The following is a 25,845-nucleotide window of genomic DNA, read 5'->3' as shown; positions in this document are numbered from 1 at the left end:
TTCAAGGGGACTTTCAATCGTCCCCTCCTACATGTTTTTGGAAGATCATGTGATTTCTCTTTGTTCAAGGAGTCACCCCCTTGGTTTGAAGAAATCCTTACGGCTGTGATCTGCACACTCAGCCGGGAGGCATCCGCCGAAAATTCGATAACCTCCATCCTCGTCAACTAAGCCTTTTTCCGGGCGCTTAGTTCGGGCGCTATAATTATAGGTGACGCAATAATCCCGTCTTTTCTTCCCAGAGAAAATAAGAACAAGACAAGCTTGATTTTACAGCATGTGCCATGAACGGTCAATTGTTTTTTAAACAACTTTGCCGTATGTCTCACAATTATCATATGTAAGTCTCGCTTGTCTTGTTCGCTCTCTGATGATAGACTTCGTTACTCCAATCCCATTTCTGACCGGACGACTTCAACAATGCGATTGACATACTCATCGCAGAGTTCTTTCGTCTTCGCTTCAGCCATAACACGGACTAGCGGTTCAGTGCCTGAAGGACGCACCAAAATGCGGCCGTCGCCGTTCATTTCTTTTTCAACTTCAGAAATAACAGCTTTTACTTTTTCATTTTCTTCGACTTTATATTTATCAGTTACTCTCACATTGACTAACAGCTGCGGGAACTTCTGCATTTCAGCCGCGAGTTCTGACAGCGGCTTGCCTGTCGCTTTCAATGTGTTCATCAGCATAATAGCGGATAATAATCCATCCCCTGTCGTGTTGTAGTCAAGGAAAATCAGATGTCCTGACTGCTCTCCGCCGACATTGTAGCCATCTTTTTTCATCGCTTCTACTACGTAGCGATCGCCGACAGCCGTCTGTACGCTTTTGATGCCTTCTTTTTCGAGCGCCTTATAGAAACCGAGGTTGCTCATCACGGTTGAAACCACTGTATCATCCTTCAAACGGCCCTCTGTTTTCAAGTGTTTTGAGCATATGTACATGATTTGGTCGCCATCAACAATATTTCCTTTTTCATCAACAGCAATCAGGCGGTCGCCGTCACCGTCGAACGCAAGCCCGAGATCAGCGTTTTTCTCTTTGACAAACGCGCTGAGCGCTTCCGGATGAGTCGATCCGACGCCGTCATTAATGTTTAATCCGTTCGGGGAAGTTCCCATTGTTGAAACATCTGCATCTAAATCAGCAAACAGGTGTGTCGCCAAGGACGATGTCGCGCCATGCGCGCAGTCCAACGCCACATGAATGCCCGTGAAATCTTCATCAGCAGTCTGCTTTAAGAACTGCAAATATTTTTGTCCGCCTTCAAAATAGTCGTTTACAAGCCCGAGATCGGCTCCGACCGGTCTTGGCAGCTTATCCTCCGGTTCGTCCATCAGGCGCTCAATTTCAGCTTCCTGTTCATCAGATAGCTTAAATCCGTCTCCCCCGAAAAACTTGATGCCGTTATCCTGCACTGGGTTATGAGAAGCAGAAATCATGACGCCTGCCTCTGCATCCATTGCCTTTGTTAAATAAGAGACACCAGGTGTAGAAATGACACCCAGACGCATGACTTCTGCGCCAATGGATAAAAGTCCGGCGACAAGGGCTCCCTCCAGCATATGGCCGGAGATCCGTGTATCGCGGCCTATCAGCACTTTTGGACGTTGTTTGTCTTTTGTCAGCACATACCCGCCGAAACGTCCGACTTTAAAGGCCAGCTCAGGTGTAAGCTCACTATTGGCGACACCTCTTACACCGTCTGTTCCAAAATACTTGCCCATTTTATAATCGCTCCTTTTTTATTCTGATGAGGATTGTGAATCCGCAGTGGATTCGTCCTCATCCTGATCTTGGTTTTGATCTTTATTTTCGTCTTGTTTTTGATCATTGCTGTTTTTATCAGTGTCCGTTGTATCTTCTTGCTGCTTGTTATCTTGATCATTCGTTTGTTTATCTGTGTCATCCTGTTTCCCTGATGTATTGCTGCTCTTATCATTCGTTGATGTATTGCTTTTTTGGGACGTCAGCTTGATCTTGGCGTTTTTCTGCCCCAAGGACCAGGTTACATTCTGCGGCCCGTTCACTTCAAGCTTTACGCTATGCTCCCCGTCCTCTAAATCTGAAACATTCACATACAATTCTATATCTGATTTCTTCAGTTTTTTTATATTGGCGGGTGAGCCTTTAGCCGTCACATCTATAGCCTGTGACTCAGGATCAAGAAATTCAATGTTTTGTGAGCTGCTCAGCCCTACAGTCTTTATAGAGACATTCTCAAACTTCTGATCCGCTTCACTATCAACTTCTATATGCAATGTCACCTTTGACGGCGAGATTTTTTTGACGCCGTCAGGCAGCGGAATATCTGCCTCGATATCGGAATCCTTGTTGATTTTGCTTAAATCTAAGCTGACGCCGTCAATAAATTCAAGAGAATCCAACACATCCTGCGAGCCGTAAACCGTTACCTCACTGGGGCTGGATTCAATATTCGCTATGCTGACACCGTCAGGGAGGCTTCCTGTCCGTTCAATCTTAAAGGGTACTTTTTTACTCGGACTCGTCACCGGAACGGTAATCTTGATGACCGAGGGCTCTACATCAACAGGAAGCGCGTTTCCATCCTTATCATAGACAGTCACTTTCGCTTCCTTTTCAATCGTTTCATCTGCGTTTTCCAAATTCACTGAAGCTTTCACAAGAGAAATATTATCGATCACATTTTTAGATCCGGTAATCTGCACTTGTTTCGGACTGACAATCGGCTGCTCCGGAGAATAGCCTTTTTTCATCTTGCTTTTATTATAATACTCCACTTCTACGGGAAAGCTTTTGGTCGTCCGTTCTTGAATGGTCACTGTCGTAACAGACGGATTGATTGAGATTGTCAGCCCATCCGACACGTTTTTGGCCTTAAGCTCGACCTTATGTGTGCCGGTTTTCAAATTCTCCATGTCGGCATATATTTCAAAGTTCTTGGTCTGCCTTGCCTTTTTTACGGCGCTTGTCGAACCCTTTATCGTGACATTAACCGTTTGCGGCACACCTGTTACGACGTAATTTTCATCATCATAATACGCTTTGACCGGAATATCGGTCAGTGTTGCTTCATCAGTCGTTGATGTCGGAAAGAAAGATTCACCCGGTTTTTTCGGAGTCGGTGCTTGATTGCTGTTAACCGCCACATAAAGCAAGAGCGCGAAAAGCAGAGCGATAATTTTCACAGCCCAGCGGTTGTTTAAGAATTTATCCATTTTTCTTGCCCCTCCAATACCAGCGGTTAGAAGAAGTGTCTCTGGTGTTTTTCTTAAACTCGGCTTCAAGCATTTCTTTCAGTGCTTCTTCTGTCAGCTCTCTGTGAAGGTCGCCGTTCTTCGCCACACTGACGCCGCCGGTCTCTTCAGACACAATAATCGTCAAACTGTCTGTTACTTCACTGATGCCGACAGCCGCCCTGTGCCGCGTACCCAGTTCTTTTGAAATAAACGGGCTTTCAGAAAGCGGCAAATAACATGCGGCAGCGGCAATTTCATTATTCTTCATAATCACCGCGCCGTCATGAAGCGGGGTGTTCGGAATAAAAATATTGATCAGCAGCTCAGAGCTGACTTTGGCGTTCAATGGTATGCCGGTCTCAATATAATCCCCCATTCCGGTATCCCGCTCAATGGTCAGCAGGGCGCCTATACGTCGTTTCGCCATATAATTGATCGCTTTTGTGATGGCCTCAATCGTTTTCTGCTGCGCTTCCTCTACAGGCGTGCCGCTCCTTGAAAAAAAGCGGCCGCGGCCAAGCTGTTCAAGCGCTCTTCTCAGCTCAGGCTGGAAAATAATAATAATTGCTAAAAATCCCCATGTTATCGCTTGGTCCATCAGCCATTGAAGCGTGCTGAGGCCCAAGTATTGGCTGGCCATACGGACAAGCACGATCACGACAATTCCTTTTAACAGCTGAACCGCTTTCGTGCCGCGTATCACCATAATCAATTTATATATCACATACCAAACAAGGAGAATATCAACGGCATTGCCGAGGTACTGCAAAAAAGGGATATCCTCAAAAGCCATTTCCTCGTCCTCCAAGAATTCAGTCATTTCGTATTTTGTGTTTTACGTGTTACGCATATGTACTTTACATAGCGAGCCCATTATACCACATTTCGATTTGGCAAGTGAAATGTGCCAGCCCTTTCAGCCCGTAAAAAAAGAGCAAAGCGACTTGCGCGCTTTACTCTTTTTCGTTTGGATCCAATGCATTCAGTACACTTTTCCCCGCTGACTTCATTTTGTACCATGTCCAGTCGAACAACTGATTGATTTCTTCAATCTGACCGGTGACTTGTCCAGCAGAGGCCATATACTTTTCGCCATTTACGACGGTCACATCTCCGTCTATTTTTCCTTTAATAATCAGCTTGCCGTTTTTGACAGTGACATCACCTTTGACCGTCTCACCTTCAGGCACGATCACAGTGTTGTTATGCACCACAAGATTCGGCTGCTTGGACACGCTGAAATTGTGGTCATTATGCCAGCTGTTAAAAAAACCTCCGCCCATCAAAATGATGAATACCGCAGCAGCTGCGATAACGGGATGGGATCTGAACCATCTTTTCACAGAAGCTCTTTTCTTCTCCTTAGGCAATTTTGCCATGACGTTAGCGGTAAAATTCGCGGGGGCTTCAACATGCGATGTGCTCCGGACGAGCGCTATGGATTTTTCCATCTCATAAAAATGCTTTCTGCATTTCTCGCATGTCTCAAGATGTTCCTTTAATACGTGTTCATCTTTTGGAAGGATATCTCCATCAAGATGCATATGCATAAGCTGCACAATTTGTTCAGGACAGCTCATTTCATCACCCCACTTAAAGATCCCTTAATTGTTTTCTGAGAGCCTCTCTGCCTCTGTGAATCCGCGTTTTTACAGTCCCCACAGGAATGTTCAGAATCTCGCCGATTTCAATTAATGAGAGTTCGTCAATATACTTTAATACGATGACTGTTCTGTATTTGTCAGGAAGCTTTAAAATTTTCTGCTGAATCGTGTTAGAGAGCTCCAGCGACACAACTGCATCTTCAGGCAAAACCCCATCTGCGGCGATTTGTGAATACATGGTCAAGCCTTCCGTACCAGCCACCTCTGCATCGAGGTAATAATCCGGCTTCTTTTTGCGAATGCGGTCAATGGTCAAATTGGTGGCAATTCGGTAAAGCCAAGTTGAAAATTTCCGGTTAATATCAAAACTGTCGATATTAACGTACGCTCTGATGAAAGCCTCCTGTGCAATATCCTCCGCCTCATGCACATTGCCAAGCATACGGTAGCAAAGCTGATAAATTTTATCCTTGTATATATCTACGATGTCCGCAAATGCATTTTGGTCGCCTTTTTTGACTTGCTTAATTCTCTTTTTAATCATCATTTCCATATTTATCTAACCTCTGCCTTCACCGGTCTGTATGTATACGAGCTTCGTTTCAAAAGGTTTCAACTTTTTTATAAAATAAGTTTAACAAATTTTTGGCAGGGTGTAGATGGTAATTCGTGAATAAACTACCTTAACATATTTTTAAAATTATTATACAGACTGAATAGTTAGAAGTTGGAATGATTTTTAAAAAAAGAAAAAAGACACCTTTTGGTCAAAGGTGTCTGTGACTGGGCTAGCTGGATTCGAACCAACGCATGACGGAGTCAAAGTCCGTTGCCTTACCGCTTGGCTATAGCCCAACAATGGTGGAGGGGGGCAGATTCGAACTGCCGAACCCTGAGGGAGCGGATTTACAGTCCGCCGCGTTTAGCCACTTCGCTACCCCTCCATATTCATATTAAGAAAAACAGTGCCGGCAAGAGGACTTGAACCCCCAACCTACTGATTACAAGTCAGTTGCTCTACCAATTGAGCTACACCGGCAAGATGGTGGAGGATGACGGGCTCGAACCGCCGACCCTCTGCTTGTAAGGCAGATGCTCTCCCAGCTGAGCTAATCCTCCAAATGGTGACCCGTACGGGATTCGAACCCGTGTTACCGCCGTGAAAGGGCGGTGTCTTAACCGCTTGACCAACGGGCCGTTTTTGTTCTCGTCGAGCTGACAAAAGTAATTATATACAGGTTGCCCCCTGTTTGTAAAGAGAAAAATTAAATTTTTTATTTTCAAACTTTTTAACTCCTTTTTTAACTGAAAAAGCCTCCCAACATTAGTCATTTATTTTATGATAGAGACAAGCGAAGCAAGAGAGGAGAAACAAATATGATTCTTGTCAGTTCTTGCCTTGGAGGCATCGAATGCAGATACAACGGCTCTCACGCAGCGTCAGAGAATATCAGAAAACTCGTCGATGAAAATAAAGCCGTCATGGTTTGCCCTGAGCTTCTCGGCGGCTTCTCAACTCCCCGTGAACCTGCAGAAATCATCGGAGGCACCGGCGAGGATGTTCTCAATGGCACCGCAAAAATCGTGACAGCTTCAGGAGAAGATGTAACAGATTTATATATGAAAGGCGCCTTGAAAACATTAGCTTACGCAAAAGAAATCAATGCCTCAGCCGTCATCTTAAAAGAAAACAGTCCATCGTGCGGAAGCGGTTTTATTTATAACGGCACATTCTCCGGCAGAAAAATCACCGGCAACGGGGTAACCGCCGCATTGTTAAAACAAGCAGGCTACCGCGTCATTTCAGAAAATCAGCTAGACGACATATTGTAAGGAGGCCGCCACATGACTCTAGACATTTCTTTATCCTTCTATAAGCCTGAACACTTGCCTGAGCTTCAATCATTCACGCTAAACAATGATGACAAACGCTTTACCTCTCTCCCCAATGAGGTGCTGTCTCAGGCTCTGGGCATGCAGGACCGATATCCGGTTGTCATCTTAAAAGACGATCTGCCAGTCGGTTTTTTCATTTTACATACATCAAAAGAAACGCTTGCGCCCTATTCTAACAATCCATTTGCTTTACTGCTCAGTTCCCTGTCTTTAAACGCTGTGCATCAAGGAAAAGGCTATGCAAAAAAGGCTATGCTTAAGCTTCCCGCTTTTGTGAGCGGTTATTTTCCATGGTGCGATGAAATGATCTTGGCTGTCAATCATCTGAACACACGCGCAAAACACCTTTATATGAAAAGCGGGTTCCTTGATAAAGGACGGCGAAGAATCGGCCCGCTTGGAGAACAGCTAATTCTTCATTATTTCTTATCGTCTTGAGTGAAATAAAATTTCAAAAATATAAAACACAGTTGAAATATCATGACAGAAACGAATATACTGAATATTAAGATATATTAATTTAAAACAGGGGGCATCCTCATGTCAGAACCATTAAACCTGCACCGTCTTACAACGGAATCACGCAATAGCCAAACAGCGGGAATCTACAAAGCAACCACTCTCGGCATCCTCCAAATGATTAACAACGAAGATATGAAAGTCGCTGCCGCCGTTCAGCAGGTTCTCCCCGATATCAAAACAGCTGTAGACTGTGCGTATGACTCGTTTCAAAATGGAGGCCGGCTCATATACACAGGCGCCGGTACAAGCGGCAGGCTCGGTGTCATGGACGCTGTTGAATGTCCTCCCACCTACAGCGTAAGCCCAGATCAGGTCATTGGAATCATGGCTGGCGGCCCCAAAGCATTTTTGCAGGCTGCAGAGGGCATTGAAGACAGTGAAGAAGCAGGCGCAGAGGATTTAAAAAACATACAACTCACTTCAAATGACACCGTCATCGCCATCGCAGCAAGCGGCCGCACACCTTATGCCACAGGCGCCCTAACATACGCCCGTAAAGTCGGAGCACACACCATCGCCCTTACCAGTAATGAAAATTCCGCCATCAGCAAGGATGCCGATTACAGCATTGAGGTTGTCGTCGGACCCGAGGCCATTACAGGATCAACACGTATGAAAGCGGCAACCGCTCATAAAATGATTCTAAACATGATATCCACCGCTGTAATGGTCAAAATCGGAAAAGTTTACGAAAACTTGATGGTAGACGTCAACGTCAGCAACATAAAACTAAAAGAACGCGCCATCAGTATCATTCAAAGCCTCACAAATGCTTCATACAAAACAGCCAGAAACACACTGGAACAAGCCAATCATCACGTCAAAACGGCAATCGTCATGCTCAAAACAAGCGCAGATCAGGAACAAGCTAAGACATTGCTTAATGAAGCAAACGGTTTTATAGACAAAGCAATCGAAAATTACCAGTCATGATAAGGAGAGACTACGAATGGCAGCAGGCGGTTTAGCCATCATCCAATCAATGAAGCACAAGCTCCCTCCATCCGAGCGTAAACTTGCAGATTACATCCTAACTCATCCTCACAAAGCGATAGAAAGCACAGTCAGCGAAATCAGCGCCTTAGCCAATTCAAGTGACGCTGCCGTCATCAGGCTCTGCAAATCACTCGGGTTAAAGGGATTTCAAGATTTAAAAATGAGAGTGGCAGGCGATCTGGCAAAGCCTGCTTTTCAAGGCTACCGGGACATCGCTCCCCGCGAACCGCTGCCCTCTATTTCTGAAAAAGCGGCCGGCAATGCCATTCAAGCCATTCAGGATACTTCAGATCTGATGGACTATAAAGAGCTTGAACGAGCGGTTTTTCTGCTTCTTAAAGCTCATACCGTGCATTTTATCGGCGTCGGGGCTTCAGGAATTGTCGCCAAGGACGCCCAGCAAAAATGGCTTCGCATTCATAAACAAGCAACCGCGTTCACAGACACTCATCTTGTCGCCTCTTTAATCGCAAATGCAGATAAGGATGATATCGTATTCGCCATTTCATTTTCGGGAGAAACGCAGGAAATCATTGAAATGCTCACGATGGCTAAGGAAAAAGGCATCACAATTATCAGCCTTACACAATTCAGTCAGACATCCGTCTCTGCGCTGGCTGATGTCCCCTTGTACACAGCACATTCCAACGAAGCCTTGATCCGCAGCGCAGCCACTTCCTCCCGTCTCGCCCAGCTTTTTATGATTGATGTTTTGTTTTTAGGCATGGCGGCTGAGCAGTATGAAGAAACAACCGGCTATATCGATAAGACGAGAGCAGCCATACAATCTATGAGAAAAAAATAAGGCATCAGAGGAGGGGTTTTGATGAGCAAAGAAAATAACTACCATCATCTCGCAAAGAAAATCCTTGAACTATGCGGTGGAAAATCCAATATTTCCTCGTATACGCATTGCATGACACGCCTGCGTATTACGCCTTACGATGAAAGCAAAGCAGATGCTCAGGCTTTAAGAGAGCTTGACGGCGTATTGGGGGTCGTTGAAGCTGAAACCTTACAAATCATCCTCGGCACCGGAGTCGTCAATCATGTGACAGCCGCTTTCTCAAAACTCGTGTCAGAAGAAGAAGGTGAGGATGTCAAAGAAGCTGCGGCAAAAAAGAAAGCCGATATAAATCGGAAAAACGCCACTCCTTTTAAACTATTCTTACGTAAAATTGCCAGCATCTTTATCCCTCTTATTCCCGCACTCGTTGCTTCTGGTTTAATCACCGGGATTACAAAAGCAATCATTCAAGCCGGATGGCTCTCCGCAGAATCGCAAATCGCTATTATCCTGACAGTGATCGGATCAGGACTTTTCACATATCTCGGTATTCTCGTCGGCATTAACGCATCGAAAGAATTTGGCGGGACACCCGCTCTCGGAGCTCTGGCGGGGATCTTGATTATAAATCCGGAGATCGCAAAGATCAGTTTATTCGGAGAACAGCTTCTTCCGGGCAGGGGAGGCCTGATCGGAGTTCTTTTCGCAGCCATATTCATTGCTTACACCGAACAATTTATCCGCCGCTTTATTCCTCAATCACTCGATATCATTGTCACCCCAACCGTTTCACTGTTAATCACCGGAATCGTAACATATGTCGTGTTTATGCCTTTAGGCGGCTTCATTTCTGATGCCATTACATCGGGCCTTCTCTCCATCCTGGACATCGGCGGCATCGCTGCGGGCTTTATTCTGGGTGCAACCTTCCTTCCTCTCGTCGTAACCGGACTGCACCAAGGCTTGACGCCTGTGCACATGGAACTGATCAATTCAATCGGAAATGATCCTCTGCTCCCAATTCTGGCTATGGGAGGCGCAGGACAGGTTGGCGCGGCCTTTGCCATCTTTGTGAAAACGAAAAAAACAACCTTGAGAAAAGCAATCGCCGGAGGACTGCCTTCGGGACTGCTCGGCATTGGTGAACCGCTTATCTTCGGGGTCACGCTGCCGCTCGGCCGTCCGTTTTTAACAGCATGCTTAGGAGCTGGGATCGGCGGCGCTTTTCAAGCTTATTTTCAGATAGCCACCATCGCGATTGGTGTCTCCGGGCTGCCGCTTTCCTTTCTCGTCCTGCCTTCGCAAATCATCCTATATATCGTTGGGCTCTTTATTTCATACGCGACCGGCTTTTTATTGACCTATGCATTCGGATATAAAGATGAAATGGCTTCTCAGTTCGATTAAATTGTTTCTGTTTTAGGGATAGTAAACGGGATAGAAGCACGGAAAGGAGCTAGCCTGTGAAAACAAAAACACTATTCTTATTCAGTGCCATTTTAACCCTGTCTATATTGACGCCAAACGAAACCTTCGCGCACACAGCAGATAACCAGATCAAGCCGAAAACCATAAATGCAGAAACTGCGCAATTCTCGCCGAAGAAACTAAGGAAGGTTGATCAGATAATAGAACGGGATATTGCAGCAGGATTTCCAGGCGCCGTTCTTGTCGTCGTGAAGGATGGCCGCGTCATAAAAAAAGAAGCGTACGGCTACAGTAAAAAGTACGAAGAATCAGAACTGCTGCGCCGGCCGGCCAAAATGAAAGCCCGCACGATGTTTGACTTAGCCTCAAATACAAAAATGTACGCAACAAATTTTGCATTGCAGCGCTTAGTCAGCCACGGAAAGCTCGACGTCTATGAAAAGGTTTCTGCATATTTGCCTGATTTCAAGGATCAGCCGGGAGACCTTATGAAAGGAAAAGACAAGATTCGTGTCATCGATGTCCTCCAGCACCAATCAGGGCTCCCTTCAAGCTTTTACTTTTACACACCGGAAAAAGCCGGCATGTACTATTCTCAGGAGCGGGACAAAACGATCGATTATTTGACGAAAATTCCGCTCGATTATCAGACAGGGACAAAACACGTATACAGTGACATTGGATATATGCTTCTCGGCAGTATTGTCGAAAAACTCACCGGTAAACCGCTAGATGTCTACGCGGAGCAAGAGCTCTACAAGCCGCTGGGACTGAAACATACCTTGTACAATCCGCTGCAAAAAGGCTTTAAACCAAAGCAGTTCGCAGCTACTGAACGTATGGGCAATACACGGGACGGCTTTATTCATTTTCCTAACATCCGTACAGACACGCTGCAAGGAGAAGTGCATGACGAAAAAGCATTTTACTCAATGGATGGCGTGTCCGGCCATGCCGGATTGTTCTCAAACGCGGATGATATGGCCATTCTGCTGCAAGTCATGTTAAACAAAGGATCATACCGAAGCGTTTCTTTATTTGACAAAAAGACAGCCGATCTGTTTACAGCACCTTCAGCAACAGATCCGACATTCGCTCTTGGCTGGCGGCGAAACGGAAGTAAAAACATGGAATGGATGTTTGGCCCTTATGCCAGTAAAAATGCTTACGGACATACCGGCTGGACAGGGACAGTTACCGTCATTGATCCAACTTACAATTTAGGCATCGCCTTGTTAACAAACAAAAAGCATTCACCTGTTGCTGATCCAGAAGAAAATCCAAACGTGTTTGAGGGTGACCAATTTCCAACAGGCAGCTACGGGAGTGTTATTACCGCGATTTATGAAGCGATGGAATGAATGATTCGACGATAGGAGGAAGTTCTATGAAACCTGTCTTTCCGCTTATCCTTTCAGCCGTTCTCTTTCTTTCATGTTTTCTCGGCGTCAGCCAAACAAAAGCTGCTTTATCCAGCAACTCAATTGATACCAAGCAGCTTGTCAATCGCATGACGTTAGATGAAAAACTCGGCCAGATGCTAATGCCGGATTTCAGAAATTGGCAAAAGAAGAGCGAGTCTTCTCCGCAAGCCTTTACTGAAATGAATGAGGAAGTCGCCGGCCTAATTAAGAAGTATCAATTCGGCGGCGTCATTCTTTTTGCAGAAAATGTAAAAACAACAAAACAAACTGTACAGCTGACAGACGCTTACCAAAAAGCGAGCCCTAAAATCCCGCTTATCCTGAGTATTGATCAGGAAGGCGGCATCGTAACGAGATTAGGGGAGGGCACTAATTTCCCAGGGAATATGGCGCTGGGCGCAGCCAGAAGCAGAATCAATGCCTATCAGACGGGCACCATTATTGGAAAAGAGCTTTCTGCCTTAGGCATTAATACAGATTTCAGTCCTGTCTTGGACATTAATAATAATCCTGATAATCCAGTAATCGGCGTACGGTCATTCAGCTCCAATCGAGAACTGACAGCACGACTCGGTTTATATACAATGAAAGGGCTGCAGCGGCAGGATATCGCCTCTGCCCTCAAACATTTCCCGGGACATGGAGACACGGACGTTGACAGCCACTACGGACTGCCGCTCGTTTCCCATAGCCAAGAACGTCTTCGTGAGGTCGAGCTCTATCCTTTTCAAAGAGCAATTGACGCCGGTGCTGATATGGTGATGACAGCGCACGTTCAATTTCCTGCCTTTGACGACACCACATACAAAAGCAAACTCGATGGATCGGACATTCTGGTTCCTGCCACACTCTCGAAAAAAGTGATGACAGGTCTTCTTCGTCAGGAAATGGGCTTTAATGGCGTCATCGTTACTGATGCTCTCAATATGAAAGCAATTGCGGATCATTTCGGCCAAGAAGAGGCTGTGGTCATGGCTGTAAAAGCCGGCGTTGATATTGCGTTAATGCCTGCCTCCGTTACTTCTTTGAAAGAAGAACAGAAATTCGCACGTGTTATCCAAGCTTTGAAAGAAGCAGTGAAAAACGGAGACATTCCTGAACATCAAATCAACAAATCAGTTGAAAGAATCATTTCCCTGAAAATAAAACGCGGCATATATCCAGCTCGAAACGACGACAGCATAAAAGAAAAAATAGTCAAAGCCCAGAAAATCGCAGGAAGCAAGCGTCACCTGAAAGCTGAGAAAAAAATAGCTGAAAAAGCAGTGACCGTATTAAAAAATGAACAGCACACCTTGCCGTTTAAGCCTAAAAAAGACAGCCGAATCTTAATTGTCGCGCCTTACGAAGAACAAACTGCTTCGATTGAACAAACCATTCACGATCTCATCAAGCGAAAGAAAATCAAATCCGTGTCCCTCAGCAAAGTCAATTTTGCCAACCAAGTATTTAATGCCGAGCATGAAAAACGAGTAAAAGAGGCTGACTATATCATTACCGGCTCCTATGTCGTGAAAAACGATCCTGTCGTCAACGACGGTGTCATTGACGACACCATATCAGACTCAAGCAAATGGGCCACCGTATTTCCTAGGGCTGTGATGAAAGCCGCTCTGCAGCACAACAAGCCATTTGTCTTAATGAGCCTGCGAAACCCATATGATGCAGCTAATTTTGAAGAAGCTAAGGCGCTCATTGCTGTCTATGGCTTTAAAGGATATGCAAATGGCCGTTATCTTCAACCCAATATTCCGGCAGGCGTTAGGGCGATATTCGGTCAGGCAAAACCTAAAGGCACACTTCCAGTCGACATTCCGTCAGTCACGAAGCCGGGAGATATCCTTTATCCATATGGCTACGGATTAAATATCAAAACGGGCAAACCGCTTTAATAAGGAGGGGCACATGAGAAAAACAATATACGCTTTTCTCACAGGGCTGATAATGTTAGGAATGATGACCGCTGCCTCAGCATCACCCGATTTCAGGAATCAAACGGCTAAAAAAACAAAAGTTCAAACTGGCATAGACACGCTTTTACCAGATTTTAAAAAGCGGCTAAAAGGAAAACGAATCGGCTTGATCACCAATCCAACAGGCGTAAACGCATCTCTGAAAAGCAGTGTCGATATTCTTCACGAGAACCCCGATATCAAGCTGACAGCTTTATTCGGCCCTGAGCACGGCGTCCGCGGCGACGCTCAGGCGGGAGACGAAGTCGGCTCTTACATTGACGAAAAAACTGGGATTCCCGTATACAGCCTCTACGGAAAAACAAAGAAACCGACACCAGAGATGCTGAAAAATGTCGATGTTCTAATGTTTGATATTCAGGATGTCGGGACCCGTTACTACACGTACATTTATACAATGGCATACGCAATGGAAGCCGCTAAAGAAAACGGCATTCCTTTTATGGTGCTGGACCGCCCGAATCCTCAAGGCGGGAAACATATTGAAGGACCTGTCTTAGAACCTGAATACGCCTCATTTGTCGGACTGTATCCCATTCCCTTAAAGCACGGAATGACCATAGGCGAATTGGCTTTACTGTTCAACAAGGAATTTGACATTGATGCCGATCTGACAGTGGTGAAAATGAAACACTGGAAACGCAAAATGGATTTTGACGACACCAGACTGCCTTTTGTCCTCCCTTCACCTAACATGCCGACGCTGGAAAGCACTTTTGTTTATCCCGCAACCGGACTGATTGAAGGAACAAATATATCCGAAGGGCGAGGGACGACAAAGCCTTTCGAATTGATTGGGGCTCCCTTTATCAAAAGCACAGAACTTGAAGAAGCATTAAACGGCCTCAATCTGCCTGGCGTCACATTCAGGGCGGCTTCCTTTACGCCGACGTTTTCTAAACATCAAGGAACCCTTTGCCACGGTGTGCAGCTCTACGTGACAGACAGAGAAAAGTTTGAAGCGGTTAAAACAGGTCTATCACTCATTAAAACCATACACGATCTCTATCCTGAGGATTTTGAGTTCCTCTCAACAGGTTCATTTGATAAACTGGCAGGCAACGGCTGGATCAAGACAAAAATTCAAAACAGCGTTTCTATCGAAGACATCATAGACAACTACGAAAAACCACTCCAGCAATTCAACAAAACGAGAAAAAAATATCTCATCTATTAAGACGTAAGCATCGTATGTTACACGTGTAACATTTTCTTACCGAACAAAAGCCCCTTACTTTTATATCTGAGTAAGGGTTTTTTTCATAACAAAAACCCACCAGCTTTATATAGGAAAACTTTCATTTATTTGGTACAATTTTATTGAAAATGATTATCAATTGAATGTTTCTGAAAAGGTGGTCTACTCTTGCAACACACAGTGATTTATCATCCCATACAAATTGAATATCTAAAAAAAACCAGTGATCTCTTCTCAGAACAGCAATTAGCCGATTCATTCGTGCTGATCTTTCATTTAAAAGGAAACGGCCATATTTCGATCGGAACAAGAGTCAGTCCTTTGCAAAAAAAGACACTCTATGTTTGTCCGCCTCACGAGACCTTCGGCTTTACGCCAGCAGCTGAAGGACATATAGATACCTGTCTGATCAGGCTTCAAAGCTATATCAAGGAAACCGGGCAAGATATCCTAACTCCATGTACAGAAGCGGAATTAGCCAAATTGAAACTTGTAAATGTTTCACATATCGAAAACCTTGCCGTCCGGCTTCAAGAGCTTGCTGCGCTATGGAATGAATCGTCTCAGCTTTCTCAGCTGAAATGTGTGATTGAAGTACAAAGCCTGATTTATGACCTCTTTACTGCCAGTTTATCTGAACAGACGGATACACATTCAGCAATCGAAAAAACAAAACAATACATCGAAACCCATGCCGATACAAAAATGACACTAACCCAGTTGTCGCAAATGGCGGGAATCAGCGCCAAACACTATAGCGAAAGCTTTAAAAAATGGACAGGTCAGAGCGTAACAGAATTCATCACAAAAACGCGAATTACCAAAGCAAAACGGCTCATGGCAAGATCAAACTGCAAATTAAAAGAGATCGCTCATCAAACCGGCTATCAGGATGAATTTTATTTCAGCAGAATCTTTAAAAAACATACAGGCTGTTCACCTACAAGCTATATGAAAAAACGCCGAAAAAAAATAGCCGCTTACGGAAGGGGCACAATGGGCCATCTCATTCCTCTTCATCACATACCGTTTGCGGCCGCGCTGCATCCAAAATGGACGTCTTACTACTATCAAAATTATTCGACAGATATCCCCGTCCAGCTCAGCGCATACCGGTTTAATGAAAAATGGGAAGAAAACCTGCACACGTTATCTCAGGCTGAACCAGATGTAATTTTCAGCCTGGATTCTATTTCTCCAGAAGAACAAAATCAACTGAATCGCATCGCAGAAGTCATGTATCTTCCTTCAAAAGAAAGCTGGAGAACTCATTTTCTGCAAACCGCTTCATTCTTAAAAGAAGAGGCCGAAGCAGAAAAGTGGCTCGCAGCTTATGACCAGCAGACGGAAGCCGCCAAAAAAACACTTCAGCACGCCCAAGGGCTGCGTTTTCTCTTTTTGAGGCTGCATAAGCAAAACTTCTATCTGGCACATAATCGAAGCGTCCGTGAAGTCTTCTTTGGAGATTTAGGATTCTGCTCGGCAAATACGGCTGACATGCCTTCAGAACACGCTATTTCGTTAGAAAATATCGCAAATTACCACGCTGACTGCATCATGCTTTTTCTATTTAAAGAGCCTGAAACCATTGCTTATTACCAGCAGTTGCAACAGACAGAGGAATGGCAAAGCCTAAGCGCGGTGCGGAATCACCGTGTTTATCTTCTATCCTTTGACCCTTGGAATGAATACTCTGCTTGCGGGCACGAACGGATCGTTCAGCAAACCATTTCTTTACTATCCGGTGATTGTCCATGATAAATTTGGAATTTGTCCATGGTGTTATATCAGTTCATTCTCTATAATTCCAATTGATAATAGTTATCAATTGAACAGGAGGCTCTATAGATGAAAAAGATATCTTTAACCTTATTAATCTTACTTCTCGCGCTGACAGCGGCAGCCTGCGGCAGCAAAAACGAATCGACTGCCAGCAAGGCAAGCGGCACAGCATCTGAGAAAAAGAAAATTGAATACCTGGATAAAACATATGAAGTAACTGTACCGACAGACAAAATTGCCATTACGGGAAGCGTTGAATCAATGGAAGACGCCAAACTGCTTGACGTTCATCCTCAAGGCGCAATTTCATTCTCCGGCAAATTCCCTGATATGTTCAAAGATATCACTGATAAAGCCCAATCAACCGGAGAAAAAATGGAGCCAAACATCGAAAAGATTCTAGAAATGAAGCCAGACGTCATCCTTGCTTCCACAAAATTCCCGGAAAAAACATTGCAAAAAATAAGCACAGCCGGCACAACGATCCCAGTTTCCCATATCTCTTCTAACTGGAAAGAAAACATGATGCTGCTTGCCCAGCTGACTGGAAAAGAGAAAAAGGCGAAAAAAATCATTGCAGATTATGATCAGGATCTAAAAGAAACAAAAACAAAAATCAATGAAAAAGCAAAAGATTCAAAAGCGCTTGTCATCAGAATCAGACAAGGCAACATTTACATTTACCCTGAACAAGTGTACTTCAACTCCACACTTTATGGTGATTTAGGTCTTAAAGCACCGGACGAAGTAAAAGCTGCAAAAGCGCAGGAGCTGATTTCATTAGAAAAATTAAGTGAAATGAATCCTGACCATATTTTCGTCCAATTTTCTGATGATGAAAATGCAGACAAACCCGATGCCTTAAAAGATTTAGAGAAAAACCCAATCTGGAAAAGCCTGAAAGCAGTCAAAGAAGATCATGTGTACGTCAACTCAGTGGATCCTCTTGCACAAGGCGGCACAGCTTGGAGCAAAGTCCGCTTCCTGAAAGCGGCTGCTGAAAAATTGACACAAAACTAATTTAGAGTAGGTTTTTGTATGTATTCAAAACAGTGGACACGTATCATATTGATTACTTCTCCATTTGCTATTGCACTGTCGCTGCTGCTTTCAATCCTATATGGAGCAAAGCATCTAAGCGCAGATGTTGTTTTTACATCTCTTATTCATTTCGATCCGGGAAACACAGACCATCAAATTATATGGCATTCACGGATTCCAAGGGCTGCCGGCGCTCTGCTCATAGGGGCAGCCCTTGCTGTTTCTGGAGCGCTTATGCAAGGCATTACGCGCAATTATTTAGCTTCGCCCTCCATTATGGGCGTTTCAGATGGTTCCGCGTTTATCATCACGCTTTGTATGGTTCTGCTTCCGCAATCGTCTCCGATTGAAATGATCATTTACTCATTTATCGGCTCAGCGTTAGGAGCTGTGTTAGTGTTCACGCTTGCCGCCATGATGCCTAACGGGTTTACCCCCGTGCAGCTTGCCATCATCGGCACAGTCACAAGCATGCTGCTCAGCAGTTTATCAGCGGCCATGTCGATATATTTTCAAATTTCACAGGATCTCAGCTTCTGGTACAGCGCCAGACTTCATCAAATGAGTCCGGATTTCCTGAAGCTGGCCGCTCCGTTTTTTCTGATTGGCATCGTAATGGCCATTTCTCTCAGCAAAAAAGTGACCGCGGTATCATTAGGAGACGACATTTCTAAGAGTCTGGGACAAAAGAAAAAAACCATCAAAATCATGGCGATGCTTTCAGTCATCATTTTAACCGGCAGTGCGGTAGCGCTGGCCGGAAAAATTGCGTTTGTCGGATTAGTTGTTCCGCACATCACAAGATTTCTTGTCGGCTCTGATTACAGCAGGCTGATTCCTTGTTCCTGCATCTTGGGCGGAATCTTTTTAACCCTGTGTGATCTCGCAAGCAGATTTATCAATTATCCGTTTGAAACACCGATTGAAGTCGTGACATCTATTATTGGTGTACCTTTCTTCCTTTATTTGATTAAACGAAAAGGAGGGGAGCAAAATGGCTAAAAAATACGCCGTGTTCATCGCTTTGATTCTCGTTGTCAGCTATTTCAGCTTAACGAGCGGATCCTTTTCTGTTCGTCCGGCTGAGCTGCTCTCCACTCTTTTTCAGATCGATCCAAATCCGCAGTATGAAATTTTGCTGTTCGATTTAAGACTGCCGCGGGTTGTCATGGCAGCTATAATAGGGCTCGGTCTTGGCATTGCAGGCGCCGTCATCCAAGCCATTACAAGAAACGGGCTTGCAGACCCGGGAATTCTGGGTATCAACGCAGGGGCGGGAGCCGGAATTGTGGCGTTTATGCTCTTGTTCCAAGGCCAGAAAGAAGTGACATCCATAGTTGCGGCGATGGGAATGCCGTTTTTCGGATTAATAGGCGGACTCATTGCGGCAATCCTGATTTACATATTTGCATGGCACAGAGGCAATTTAGATTCTGGAAGAATTATTCTGGTAGGAATCGCGATCAACTCAGGATTCAGCGCCTTGTCTTTGTTTTTATCTTTAAAAATGGACCCGCAAGACTATCAAATGGCCATGGTGTGGAAGAACGGAAGCATCTGGTCTGCCAACTGGACGTATATCACAGCCGTTCTTCCATGGATGCTGCTGTTTATACCTATTCTTATCGCCAAATCCCGATTGCTCGATACCATTCGTTTTGATGAAGACACAGTCAGAAGCCTCGGTATTTCATCAAATAAAGAAAAAACGATTCTGCTCGTTGCCTGCGTAGCAATCATCAGCGCCTGTGTCTCCGTAGCAGGAAGCATGGCGTTTGTCGGCTTAATTGCTCCCCATATTGCACGGAGACTAGCCGGTGTCGAACACCGCTTCATCCTTCCGCTGAGCGGTTTAATCGGCATGTTGCTTGTGATCAGCGCAGACTTTGCCGGAAAACTGTTTTTTCAGCCAGCGGAAGTGCCCGCAGGCATCATTTTGGCGATCCTCGGTGTTCCTTATTTCTTATATCTGCTTTTCAAGCAAAAAAAGGGGGAAAATGCGTGAACGGATCTCTTTCTGAGCATAAGGCCGGCAAAAGGAGGTTCACGCTTTACCTCCCTCCTTCCTACAGCCAGAACACCGGGAGATTTCCTGCTGTTTATGTACAGGATGGCAGTTCTTTATTTCAAGATCAAATCAAATTATTAGAAAGCAAATTTCAACAGCTCATGCTGCCTGAGCTCGTGCTGATCGGTATCGAACCTGACAACCGCCTTGACGAATACACCCCTTGGCCAGCTGCATCACTCAGTGATCGGTTTCCGGACTTCGGCGGATTGGGATATCACTATCTGTCTGATATCACAAACCGCTTTATTCCGTTTATTGAAGAAAACTGGAACGTCACCAGGGAACCGCAATCAAGAGGAATAATCGGTGCCTCATTAGGCGGCCTTATCTCAATGTTCGCTTTATTAAAATATCCGTCAGTGTTTGGGAAAATAGGCTCTATCTCAGGTTCATACTGGTACGAGAACGCAGTAGAAACCATTCATTTATCTTCTTTAAAGCCCGATACTGCGCGTATTTTTATGTCTGTCGGCAGTGAAGAAGGCCGTGAAAAACAATCCATTCAGCGACATATGCTGGAGAATACAAAACAAGTGCATCAAAGTCTAAAAGAAAAAGGGTTCACTGAAGACAATCTGTGTCTTTCAATTGAAGAAGGGGCGGTGCACCACCACAAGTACTTCTGCAAACAGTTCATCACCGCGCTCGAATGGCTATACGGAAAAAACCGCTCAATCCAATGAGCGGTTTTTTCATGCTTTCTGCAAAACAGGTTTTAATTCAAAACGATTTAGCATATAGCCAAACAAAGCAGCTAATATCTGCTGAAACAGCATGCCGATAACAACGGGAACGGCAACCTGGGACGGGAAGAACGTAACGGCCAGAACTGCGCCGGCACTGATGTTTCTCATGCCTCCCGTAAAAATAAGAGATACAATTTCCTCCTGCCGCCTTTTCATCATTTTTCCGATCAGCCAAGCAGCGGCATAGCCTGTTAACGCGATAAAGAAAACCGTCACAGCTATACCTATGAATCTCAAATCAACCGCTTTGAAATAAGGAGCAATTGCCGAACTGTTAATCGCAATCACAGCCATCAGGCAAAGCTTTGAAAAAGGAGACAGCGCACTGCTCACAGCTGCAGTTCTTTCAGGAGATGACATCTGATTAAACAGCATGCCTAGGAAAGAGGGAATTACGACCATCACAATAAGCCCCTTCATCATTCCCCACACATCCATATGAACCTGAGCGCCGGCCAGCAATGAAAGGCTCAGCGGTACGATCAACGGCGACAGCACCGTATCAACCAAAATAATCGAAAGCGTCAACCCGACATTCCCTTTGTACATCGCTGCCCAAATCAAGCTCGTAATCCCGGTAGGAATCACAACAGCCAATGTTAAGCCGGTGATCGTCAAAGGATCGCCTTTGAATATCAGATGGCCGCTTCCCCAAGCAAAAAGCGGCATAAAAATATGAAGAACAAAAAGTGCAAGAATCATAGGAAGAGGGTGAGACAATGCATGTCTCAAAGATTGAAAGTTAGCGCTCAAACTGCCTGCAAACGTAATAAAAGCAAAGATCCAAGGCACGGCGCTTTCATACCCATTTAAAAACTGAGACAGCAGCACGCCCAGCACCACACTAGTCGGCGTTAAAAGCGGCATCACCCTCCCCAATACACGGTTCAGCTTCTGAAGCATCATATGCAAGTCCCCTATTAAAAATTTGTTTCTTCCTCTATTATATCAATGCTGTTCAACACTATGTCACATAAAAAAGCCCAGATCTATTCAATCTGGACTTTCATACATTATGCCATCTGTTTCATAAGGTTTTTACTCGCATTGTTCAAACCTTTTAACTCAGCCTCAATGCCTTGCTCTTTAAATTTCGCAACAATCTTATCAAGGGCAGCCGCTCCTGAATCATCCCACACGTGAGCCTCAGTCAAGTCAATCACGACTCGCTCAATATTCTCTTGATAAATAAACGCATTGGTAAGATCAGTCACTGACGCAAAAAAGATTTGCCCTTTTACTTGATATGTTCTCAGCTTTTGATCCTCTGCGTGAGAAACAATTTTCAGTTTCGAGATTTTTGCCACAAAGAACACGGCACTTAAGAGAACGCCGACGAATACTCCTTTAGATAGGTCGTCCGTCACAACAACCGTAATCACAGTCACGACCATGACAATCGAGTCTGTGAGCGGCGCTTTTTTGAGGCCCTTTAAAGAAGACCAATCAAATGTACCGACAGAAACCATCACCATGACAGCCACTAACGCAGCCATCGGAATTTTCACCACAACATGACTTAACACCGCAATTAAAAACATTAGAAAAGCACCGGCAACAAATGCAGACAAACGTCCGCGTCCGCCCGCCTTTGTATTAATGACAGATTGTCCGATCATCGCGCAGCCCGCCATTCCGCCAAAGAATCCAGTCACGATATTCGCAATTCCCTGTCCGCGGCTCTCTTTATTCTTGTCACTGTCCGTATCCGTCATTTCATCAATAATCTGTGCTGTCAGCAAAGATTCAAGCAATCCGACAAACGCTAAAGCAATCGAATAAGGAAAAATGATTTGCAGCGTTTCAAAGGTAAACGGAACATCAGGGATTAAGAAATGTGGCAACGAACTAGAAATATTGCCCATATCTCCGACCGTCCGTACATCGACATGAAAAGTGACCGCAATAATCGTCATCACAATAATCGCGACAAGCGGAGATGGAACCGCATTCGTAAACCTCGGCAGTACATATATGATAACCAGCGATCCGGCAAGCATCGCATACATGCCCCAAGAAGCCCCTTCAAACTGAGGAAGCTGCGCAGAGAAGATCAGGATCGCCAGCGCATTCACAAAACCGATCATTACAGATCGCGGGATGAATTTCATTAATCTCGCAATTTTACTGATGCCTAAGATCACCTGAATAATCCCTGTTAAAATCGTAGCCGCAAATAAATACTGAAGGCCATAATCAGCAACCAGCGACACCATAACAACAGCCATTGAGCCAGTCGCAGCCGAAATCATTCCCGGTCTGCCGCCAAAAATAGAAATTAAAATGGCGATACAAAATGACGCGTAAAGGCCGACCATCGGATCAACACCGGCAATAATAGAAAAACCGATTGCTTCAGGTATTAATGCTAACGCAACTAAAATGCCAGCAAGAATGTCTTTTCGGATGTTCCCGAACCATTGCTGTTTTAATGTAAAACTATTATTCAAATATAACGACTCCTTTTTAAAAAATAAATCCGCACCCTATCTGTTGTATTGGAAGCTATCTTTATTTTACGGAAGAAAATAAAAAGAAAAACGAACGGGGAAAAAGGGGAAACGTTGAGTATTTTGTATTTGAGGCAAGGAGTTATTATACAAAGAGTATCATATTAAATTTTACTCAAATACGCAAGATGAAATGCTGAAGAAAAAAATAGCTGGCAAACTAAGTTTGCCAGCCATTTCGCTGATTACATCATCTCCGGATGAGAAACAAGAATTGTTTTAACTGCAGTAATATCGTTTCTATCACCTGACAACGGATCTATACCCATCAATTCCTGAATCGCAGCCTCATAGTTCTCAAGCGAGGTTTTCTCCGTAATCAGTTCTGAAAGCTGAGGCATGTCCGCCGCACATGATACCGCATCCTCCATAATCTGGCGTGCCTCACTGCTCCCAACAATCGTTACGCCATTAGAAAGCAGCTGGAACGGCCTGATTTTCACCTCATACGTATCATCAAATCCAATGGACACCAGCCTTCCTCCCTTATCGATTAACGGATATGCCCAATCAAGCTGGTTGCCGATTGATCAAAGTTCACATCAAATGTTCTTTCTTGGTTAAACCGCCTGACCTCATCTGCCGTTAGATCCTGCGGTGATAAACATAATGAGATATCCGGCGCGCCGCTCCTGACCGATACTCTCCAACCTCGATCGCAACGGTCAGCCTTGATAGTTTTTTCACCATCATTTGAACAAGCAGACCAATCGGACCTAGCGCAGACATCATATACGTTTGGCTAAGTTGGCTTCGGAATAAAGAAATGACATCTGTTTTTCCTGAATAGTTCTGATAGCCATTTTGATAGCTCCTTCATTCGCGGCAGGGCCGCTGCTAACCTTAGGGTGAACTTTAGTGAGATTGTCGGGGGAGATTTCTACAAGTTTTTCAGCTAGTTTATTACCGGCGTTGGTTTGGTAGGAAGAAGTGACGTGTATCAGCTGGTCAGCCTGTTCTTTGACTGTATCAATAACTTACTTTATTGGTATAACCCAGATTCAAGTTGAAAGTAGAAGAGGCACAATCAATATACTCATTGCCCTCTGAATCGTACAAATAGATGCCTTCACCTCTTTCCATTACAACTTCGTCCACTTTGTAATACAAACTGTCTGGATTCGTAATTTCTTTAGTCCCCACTAACAACACCCCTATTCAATAAAATATGTAAAACTCGTTAATCATCGATAAATTCTAGAAGATAAATAGTAAAAATCGTTAACTATTTGTTAGCGTTTGCACTGGGGGTTTCTATTCAAAGTTCATATGTTATGATAGAAATAAGTGGATTTATTGTAAAAAACTAAATATAGGCAAAATAAACAGCTTATTTTTACTACCAGTCCTATCATGTAAATCCTAGGGGAGTACTATTTTTATCAAGGGAGATTGATGAATGAAAACTCGTTTCCTGTGGATTGGATGTTTATCTTACGGATCGATCGCCTTTACTCTCGTTATACTTGGAGCTGTATTGCCCGAATTGCTTTCCTATTATGCCCAAAGCTACAGTAACGGCGGAGTATTAGTATTTTCCCAATTTATGGGGTTTTTAATCGGTGTACTGGGGATGCCTTATGCTGTGAAGAGATTGGGACGAAGAAAAGTAGTTGTAATTGGCCTAGCCATGATCAGTTGCGAATTGTTTATTTATTTCCTTCCTCCGTGGTCATTGCTCTTTCTTCTTGTCAGTATGGCTGGACTTGGTGCCGGACTTGTAGAATCTTGTGTAGGAACAATTATCCTAACAGCAATTAAGGAAAGACAAGCAATCGCGATGAGTAAGATGGAAGTAGCATACGGTTTAGGAGCTCTTTTTATGCCGTTGCTGTCTGGTTTTTTAATCAGCTATAATGTATGGGCATTAGCCTTTCTTGTTTTGGGGATAAGTTCATTTCTTTTGATGTTTGTTTGGAGCCGAATGAGTTTTGGCAGTTTAGATGATTTGCTCATTCGTTAAACTGACACTTTAGGGCATGGAAAACAACAAGCACCGATCAGTTTTCGAAAACATGGCTTACTGTTTATTTCGTTAGCTGCTGCGTACTTCTTTTTTTATGGAGGCAGTGAAGTATCGATTGTCCACTTCATCCCTTCCATCTTCGCTGAGAAGTGGGAGATCTCTAATTCCTTAGCAACCATAACAGTAACAATATATTGGATCGGTATGATCATTGGCCGTTTACTGACTGGCCCGGTTTCCGAAAAACTAACCTATCATCGGTATCTCAGACTGATTAATATTGGCGGCCTTATTTCACTTTGTATTTTAGCAATCAGCAAAACGGCCATTGCAGGGTTTGTGCTTTGTTTCTTTTTAGGATTATTTATGGCTGGGATGTTTGCCATTGTTTTAATTATCACCAATCAATTCTACCCTGGAAAAACAGAACAAACGACAAGCATGCTGCTCGCTGCCAATGGATTAGGCGGTTCTATCCTGCCAATCGCAGTCGGATGGAGTCTGGATGAGTTCTCCGTTCAAACTGCATTTTGGTTATTTACGACTCTCATGTTGATCATGCTGGGGATTGTATTGATTTTAAAAGCATTAGAGAACTTGAAAAGCAGAAAGCTCGATAACATGGATACCGAAGAAAGCAAATCAGTACAGATATAAAACAAAAAACCCAGCTCAAT

Annotated in this window: 22 protein-coding genes, 5 tRNA genes and 2 pseudogenes; 14 read left to right on the top strand and 15 right to left on the bottom strand. The window is 44.3% G+C overall.

Annotation, left to right across the window (positions count from 1 at the left end; genetic code table 11):
- Positions 1 to 383 precede the first annotated feature (383 nt).
- The 10 genes from glmM to EFK13_RS01170 form a co-directional block, all read right to left on the bottom strand.
- Positions 384 to 1,730 carry a phosphoglucosamine mutase gene (gene glmM, locus EFK13_RS01215; protein ID WP_124044225.1) on the bottom strand — a complete coding sequence of 449 codons (1,347 nt, stop codon included), beginning with the start codon at positions 1,728 to 1,730 and terminating at the stop codon, positions 384 to 386.
- Positions 1,731 to 1,748: 18 nt separating this feature from the next.
- A complete protein-coding gene (gene cdaR, locus EFK13_RS01210) occupies positions 1,749 to 3,203 on the bottom strand; it encodes a CdaA regulatory protein CdaR (protein WP_129506899.1) in 1,455 nt (484 codons plus the stop codon).
- Entirely contained in the window at positions 3,196 to 4,017 is an 822-nt protein-coding gene (gene cdaA / locus EFK13_RS01205) for a diadenylate cyclase CdaA (RefSeq protein WP_003223651.1), read from the bottom strand. Before cdaA ends, cdaR begins: the two co-directional genes overlap by 8 nt.
- Before the next feature lie 160 nt (positions 4,018 to 4,177).
- Positions 4,178 to 4,804: an anti-sigma-W factor RsiW gene (gene rsiW, locus EFK13_RS01200; RefSeq protein WP_075750469.1), complete on the bottom strand. Its 627-nt coding sequence runs from the start codon at positions 4,802 to 4,804 to the stop codon at positions 4,178 to 4,180.
- 13 nt (positions 4,805 to 4,817) lie between these two features.
- Positions 4,818 to 5,381 (bottom strand): RNA polymerase sigma factor SigW, encoded by a 564-nt coding sequence (gene sigW, locus EFK13_RS01195; RefSeq protein ID WP_014478649.1) that lies wholly within the window; start codon positions 5,379 to 5,381, stop codon positions 4,818 to 4,820.
- A gap of 230 nt (positions 5,382 to 5,611) precedes the next feature.
- Positions 5,612 to 5,683: transfer RNA gene (locus tag EFK13_RS01190), tRNA-Gln, on the bottom strand.
- Positions 5,684 to 5,687: 4 nt separating this feature from the next.
- Positions 5,688 to 5,772, bottom strand: a tRNA-Tyr gene (locus EFK13_RS01185).
- Between the two features lie 22 nt (positions 5,773 to 5,794).
- A tRNA-Thr gene (locus EFK13_RS01180) sits at positions 5,795 to 5,867 on the bottom strand.
- Positions 5,868 to 5,871: 4 nt separating this feature from the next.
- Positions 5,872 to 5,947: transfer RNA gene (locus tag EFK13_RS01175), tRNA-Val, on the bottom strand.
- Positions 5,948 to 5,950: 3 nt separating this feature from the next.
- Positions 5,951 to 6,025, bottom strand: a tRNA-Glu gene (locus tag EFK13_RS01170).
- 180 nt (positions 6,026 to 6,205) lie between these two features.
- On the opposite strand from EFK13_RS01170, the gene EFK13_RS01165 reads away from it, so the two are divergent.
- The 13 genes from EFK13_RS01165 to EFK13_RS01105 all read left to right on the top strand — a co-directional run bounded on the left by EFK13_RS01165 (position 6,206) and on the right by EFK13_RS01105 (position 20,629).
- Positions 6,206 to 6,661 carry a 2-thiouracil desulfurase family protein gene (locus tag EFK13_RS01165; protein ID WP_129506900.1) on the top strand — a complete coding sequence of 152 codons (456 nt, stop codon included), beginning with the start codon at positions 6,206 to 6,208 and terminating at the stop codon, positions 6,659 to 6,661.
- 12 nt (positions 6,662 to 6,673) lie between these two features.
- A complete protein-coding gene (locus EFK13_RS01160; RefSeq protein ID WP_129506901.1) occupies positions 6,674 to 7,162 on the top strand; it encodes a GNAT family N-acetyltransferase in 489 nt (162 codons plus the stop codon).
- A 102-nt stretch (positions 7,163 to 7,264) separates the two neighbouring features.
- The gene (gene murQ, locus EFK13_RS01155; RefSeq protein ID WP_129506902.1) at positions 7,265 to 8,179 is read left to right on the top strand and encodes an N-acetylmuramic acid 6-phosphate etherase; all 915 of its coding nucleotides are present in this window, start codon (positions 7,265 to 7,267) and stop codon (positions 8,177 to 8,179) included.
- A 16-nt stretch (positions 8,180 to 8,195) separates the two neighbouring features.
- Positions 8,196 to 9,047, top strand: coding sequence for a MurR/RpiR family transcriptional regulator (locus tag EFK13_RS01150; protein ID WP_129506903.1), 852 nt, complete (start codon positions 8,196 to 8,198; stop codon positions 9,045 to 9,047).
- A 21-nt stretch (positions 9,048 to 9,068) separates the two neighbouring features.
- Positions 9,069 to 10,436 carry a PTS transporter subunit EIIC gene (locus EFK13_RS01145; RefSeq protein WP_129506904.1) on the top strand — a complete coding sequence of 456 codons (1,368 nt, stop codon included), beginning with the start codon at positions 9,069 to 9,071 and terminating at the stop codon, positions 10,434 to 10,436.
- A gap of 56 nt (positions 10,437 to 10,492) precedes the next feature.
- Positions 10,493 to 11,818, top strand: coding sequence for a penicillin binding protein PBP4B (gene pbp4b / locus EFK13_RS01140; RefSeq protein WP_129506905.1), 1,326 nt, complete (start codon positions 10,493 to 10,495; stop codon positions 11,816 to 11,818).
- 26 nt (positions 11,819 to 11,844) lie between these two features.
- Positions 11,845 to 13,773, top strand: coding sequence for a glycoside hydrolase family 3 protein (locus EFK13_RS01135; protein WP_129506906.1), 1,929 nt, complete (start codon positions 11,845 to 11,847; stop codon positions 13,771 to 13,773).
- A gap of 13 nt (positions 13,774 to 13,786) precedes the next feature.
- Entirely contained in the window at positions 13,787 to 15,031 is a 1,245-nt protein-coding gene (locus EFK13_RS01130) for an exo-beta-N-acetylmuramidase NamZ family protein (protein WP_129506907.1), read from the top strand.
- Between the two features lie 189 nt (positions 15,032 to 15,220).
- Positions 15,221 to 16,810, top strand: coding sequence for a bacillibactin transport transcriptional regulator Btr (gene btr, locus EFK13_RS01125; RefSeq protein WP_129506908.1), 1,590 nt, complete (start codon positions 15,221 to 15,223; stop codon positions 16,808 to 16,810).
- 90 nt (positions 16,811 to 16,900) lie between these two features.
- A complete protein-coding gene (gene feuA, locus EFK13_RS01120; RefSeq protein ID WP_129506909.1) occupies positions 16,901 to 17,854 on the top strand; it encodes an iron ABC transporter substrate-binding protein FeuA in 954 nt (317 codons plus the stop codon).
- Positions 17,855 to 17,872: 18 nt separating this feature from the next.
- Positions 17,873 to 18,877: a FecCD family ABC transporter permease gene (locus EFK13_RS01115; RefSeq protein ID WP_129506910.1), complete on the top strand. Its 1,005-nt coding sequence runs from the start codon at positions 17,873 to 17,875 to the stop codon at positions 18,875 to 18,877.
- Positions 18,870 to 19,880 (top strand): iron ABC transporter permease FeuC, encoded by a 1,011-nt coding sequence (gene feuC / locus EFK13_RS01110; protein WP_129506911.1) that lies wholly within the window; start codon positions 18,870 to 18,872, stop codon positions 19,878 to 19,880. Before EFK13_RS01115 ends, feuC begins: the two co-directional genes overlap by 8 nt.
- On the top strand, positions 19,877 to 20,629 hold the full coding sequence (locus tag EFK13_RS01105; protein ID WP_129506912.1) for an alpha/beta hydrolase: 753 nt from the start codon (positions 19,877 to 19,879) through the stop codon (positions 20,627 to 20,629). The genes feuC and EFK13_RS01105 overlap by 4 nt, the downstream gene beginning before the upstream one ends.
- 9 nt (positions 20,630 to 20,638) lie before the next feature.
- Here EFK13_RS01105 and EFK13_RS01100 read toward each other — a convergent pair whose 3' ends face one another.
- The 5 genes and pseudogenes from EFK13_RS01100 to EFK13_RS01085 all read right to left on the bottom strand — a co-directional run.
- The gene (locus EFK13_RS01100; protein ID WP_075750495.1) at positions 20,639 to 21,559 is read right to left on the bottom strand and encodes a bile acid:sodium symporter family protein; all 921 of its coding nucleotides are present in this window, start codon (positions 21,557 to 21,559) and stop codon (positions 20,639 to 20,641) included.
- A gap of 146 nt (positions 21,560 to 21,705) precedes the next feature.
- Complete coding sequence (locus tag EFK13_RS01095) at positions 21,706 to 23,142, bottom strand: SulP family inorganic anion transporter (protein WP_129506913.1); 1,437 nt, start codon at positions 23,140 to 23,142, stop codon at positions 21,706 to 21,708.
- 245 nt (positions 23,143 to 23,387) lie between these two features.
- Complete coding sequence (locus EFK13_RS21195) at positions 23,388 to 23,675, bottom strand: hypothetical protein (protein WP_407062065.1); 288 nt, start codon at positions 23,673 to 23,675, stop codon at positions 23,388 to 23,390.
- A 112-nt stretch (positions 23,676 to 23,787) separates the two neighbouring features.
- Positions 23,788 to 23,934 carry a hypothetical protein gene (locus EFK13_RS21190; RefSeq protein WP_428845377.1) on the bottom strand — a complete coding sequence of 49 codons (147 nt, stop codon included), beginning with the start codon at positions 23,932 to 23,934 and terminating at the stop codon, positions 23,788 to 23,790.
- Positions 23,920 to 24,345: pseudogene (locus EFK13_RS01085) on the bottom strand (aminotransferase class III-fold pyridoxal phosphate-dependent enzyme); the annotation flags it as partial. The gene EFK13_RS21190 and the pseudogene EFK13_RS01085, both read right to left, overlap by 15 nt.
- Before the next feature lie 256 nt (positions 24,346 to 24,601).
- Here EFK13_RS01085 and EFK13_RS01080 point away from each other — a divergent pair.
- Positions 24,602 to 25,825, top strand: a pseudogene (locus tag EFK13_RS01080) (MFS transporter).
- The last annotated feature ends 20 nt before the right edge of the window (positions 25,826 to 25,845 follow it).

This window comes from Bacillus cabrialesii, assembly GCF_004124315.2.
Taxonomy (GTDB): Bacteria; Bacillota; Bacilli; order Bacillales; family Bacillaceae; genus Bacillus; species Bacillus cabrialesii.
This window is presented reverse-complemented; position numbering and strand designations above follow the sequence as displayed.

What these genes read in the sequence shown, in the direction of transcription:
- cdaA (WP_003223651.1), bottom strand. Translation starts at nt 4,017, where the DNA reads ATGGCTTTTGAGGATATCCCTTTTTTGCAGTACCTCGGCAATGCCGTT.
- cdaR (WP_129506899.1), bottom strand. Translation starts at nt 3,203, where the DNA reads ATGGATAAATTCTTAAACAACCGCTGGGCTGTGAAAATTATCGCTCTG.
- EFK13_RS01115 (WP_129506910.1), top strand. Translation starts at nt 17,873, where the DNA reads ATGTATTCAAAACAGTGGACACGTATCATATTGATTACTTCTCCATTT.
- EFK13_RS21190 (WP_428845377.1), bottom strand. Translation starts at nt 23,934, where the DNA reads ATGATGTCTGCGCTAGGTCCGATTGGTCTGCTTGTTCAAATGATGGTG.
- EFK13_RS01100 (WP_075750495.1), bottom strand. Translation starts at nt 21,559, where the DNA reads ATGCCGCTTTTAACGCCGACTAGTGTGGTGCTGGGCGTGCTGCTGTCT.
- EFK13_RS01145 (WP_129506904.1), top strand. Translation starts at nt 9,069, where the DNA reads ATGAGCAAAGAAAATAACTACCATCATCTCGCAAAGAAAATCCTTGAA.
- glmM (WP_124044225.1), bottom strand. Translation starts at nt 1,730, where the DNA reads ATGGGCAAGTATTTTGGAACAGACGGTGTAAGAGGTGTCGCCAATAGT.
- EFK13_RS01150 (WP_129506903.1), top strand. Translation starts at nt 8,196, where the DNA reads ATGGCAGCAGGCGGTTTAGCCATCATCCAATCAATGAAGCACAAGCTC.
- EFK13_RS01135 (WP_129506906.1), top strand. Translation starts at nt 11,845, where the DNA reads ATGAAACCTGTCTTTCCGCTTATCCTTTCAGCCGTTCTCTTTCTTTCA.
- murQ (WP_129506902.1), top strand. Translation starts at nt 7,265, where the DNA reads ATGTCAGAACCATTAAACCTGCACCGTCTTACAACGGAATCACGCAAT.
- EFK13_RS01160 (WP_129506901.1), top strand. Translation starts at nt 6,674, where the DNA reads ATGACTCTAGACATTTCTTTATCCTTCTATAAGCCTGAACACTTGCCT.
- EFK13_RS01165 (WP_129506900.1), top strand. Translation starts at nt 6,206, where the DNA reads ATGATTCTTGTCAGTTCTTGCCTTGGAGGCATCGAATGCAGATACAAC.
- sigW (WP_014478649.1), bottom strand. Translation starts at nt 5,381, where the DNA reads ATGGAAATGATGATTAAAAAGAGAATTAAGCAAGTCAAAAAAGGCGAC.
- feuA (WP_129506909.1), top strand. Translation starts at nt 16,901, where the DNA reads ATGAAAAAGATATCTTTAACCTTATTAATCTTACTTCTCGCGCTGACA.
- EFK13_RS01130 (WP_129506907.1), top strand. Translation starts at nt 13,787, where the DNA reads ATGAGAAAAACAATATACGCTTTTCTCACAGGGCTGATAATGTTAGGA.
- rsiW (WP_075750469.1), bottom strand. Translation starts at nt 4,804, where the DNA reads ATGAGCTGTCCTGAACAAATTGTGCAGCTTATGCATATGCATCTTGAT.
- feuC (WP_129506911.1), top strand. Translation starts at nt 18,870, where the DNA reads ATGGCTAAAAAATACGCCGTGTTCATCGCTTTGATTCTCGTTGTCAGC.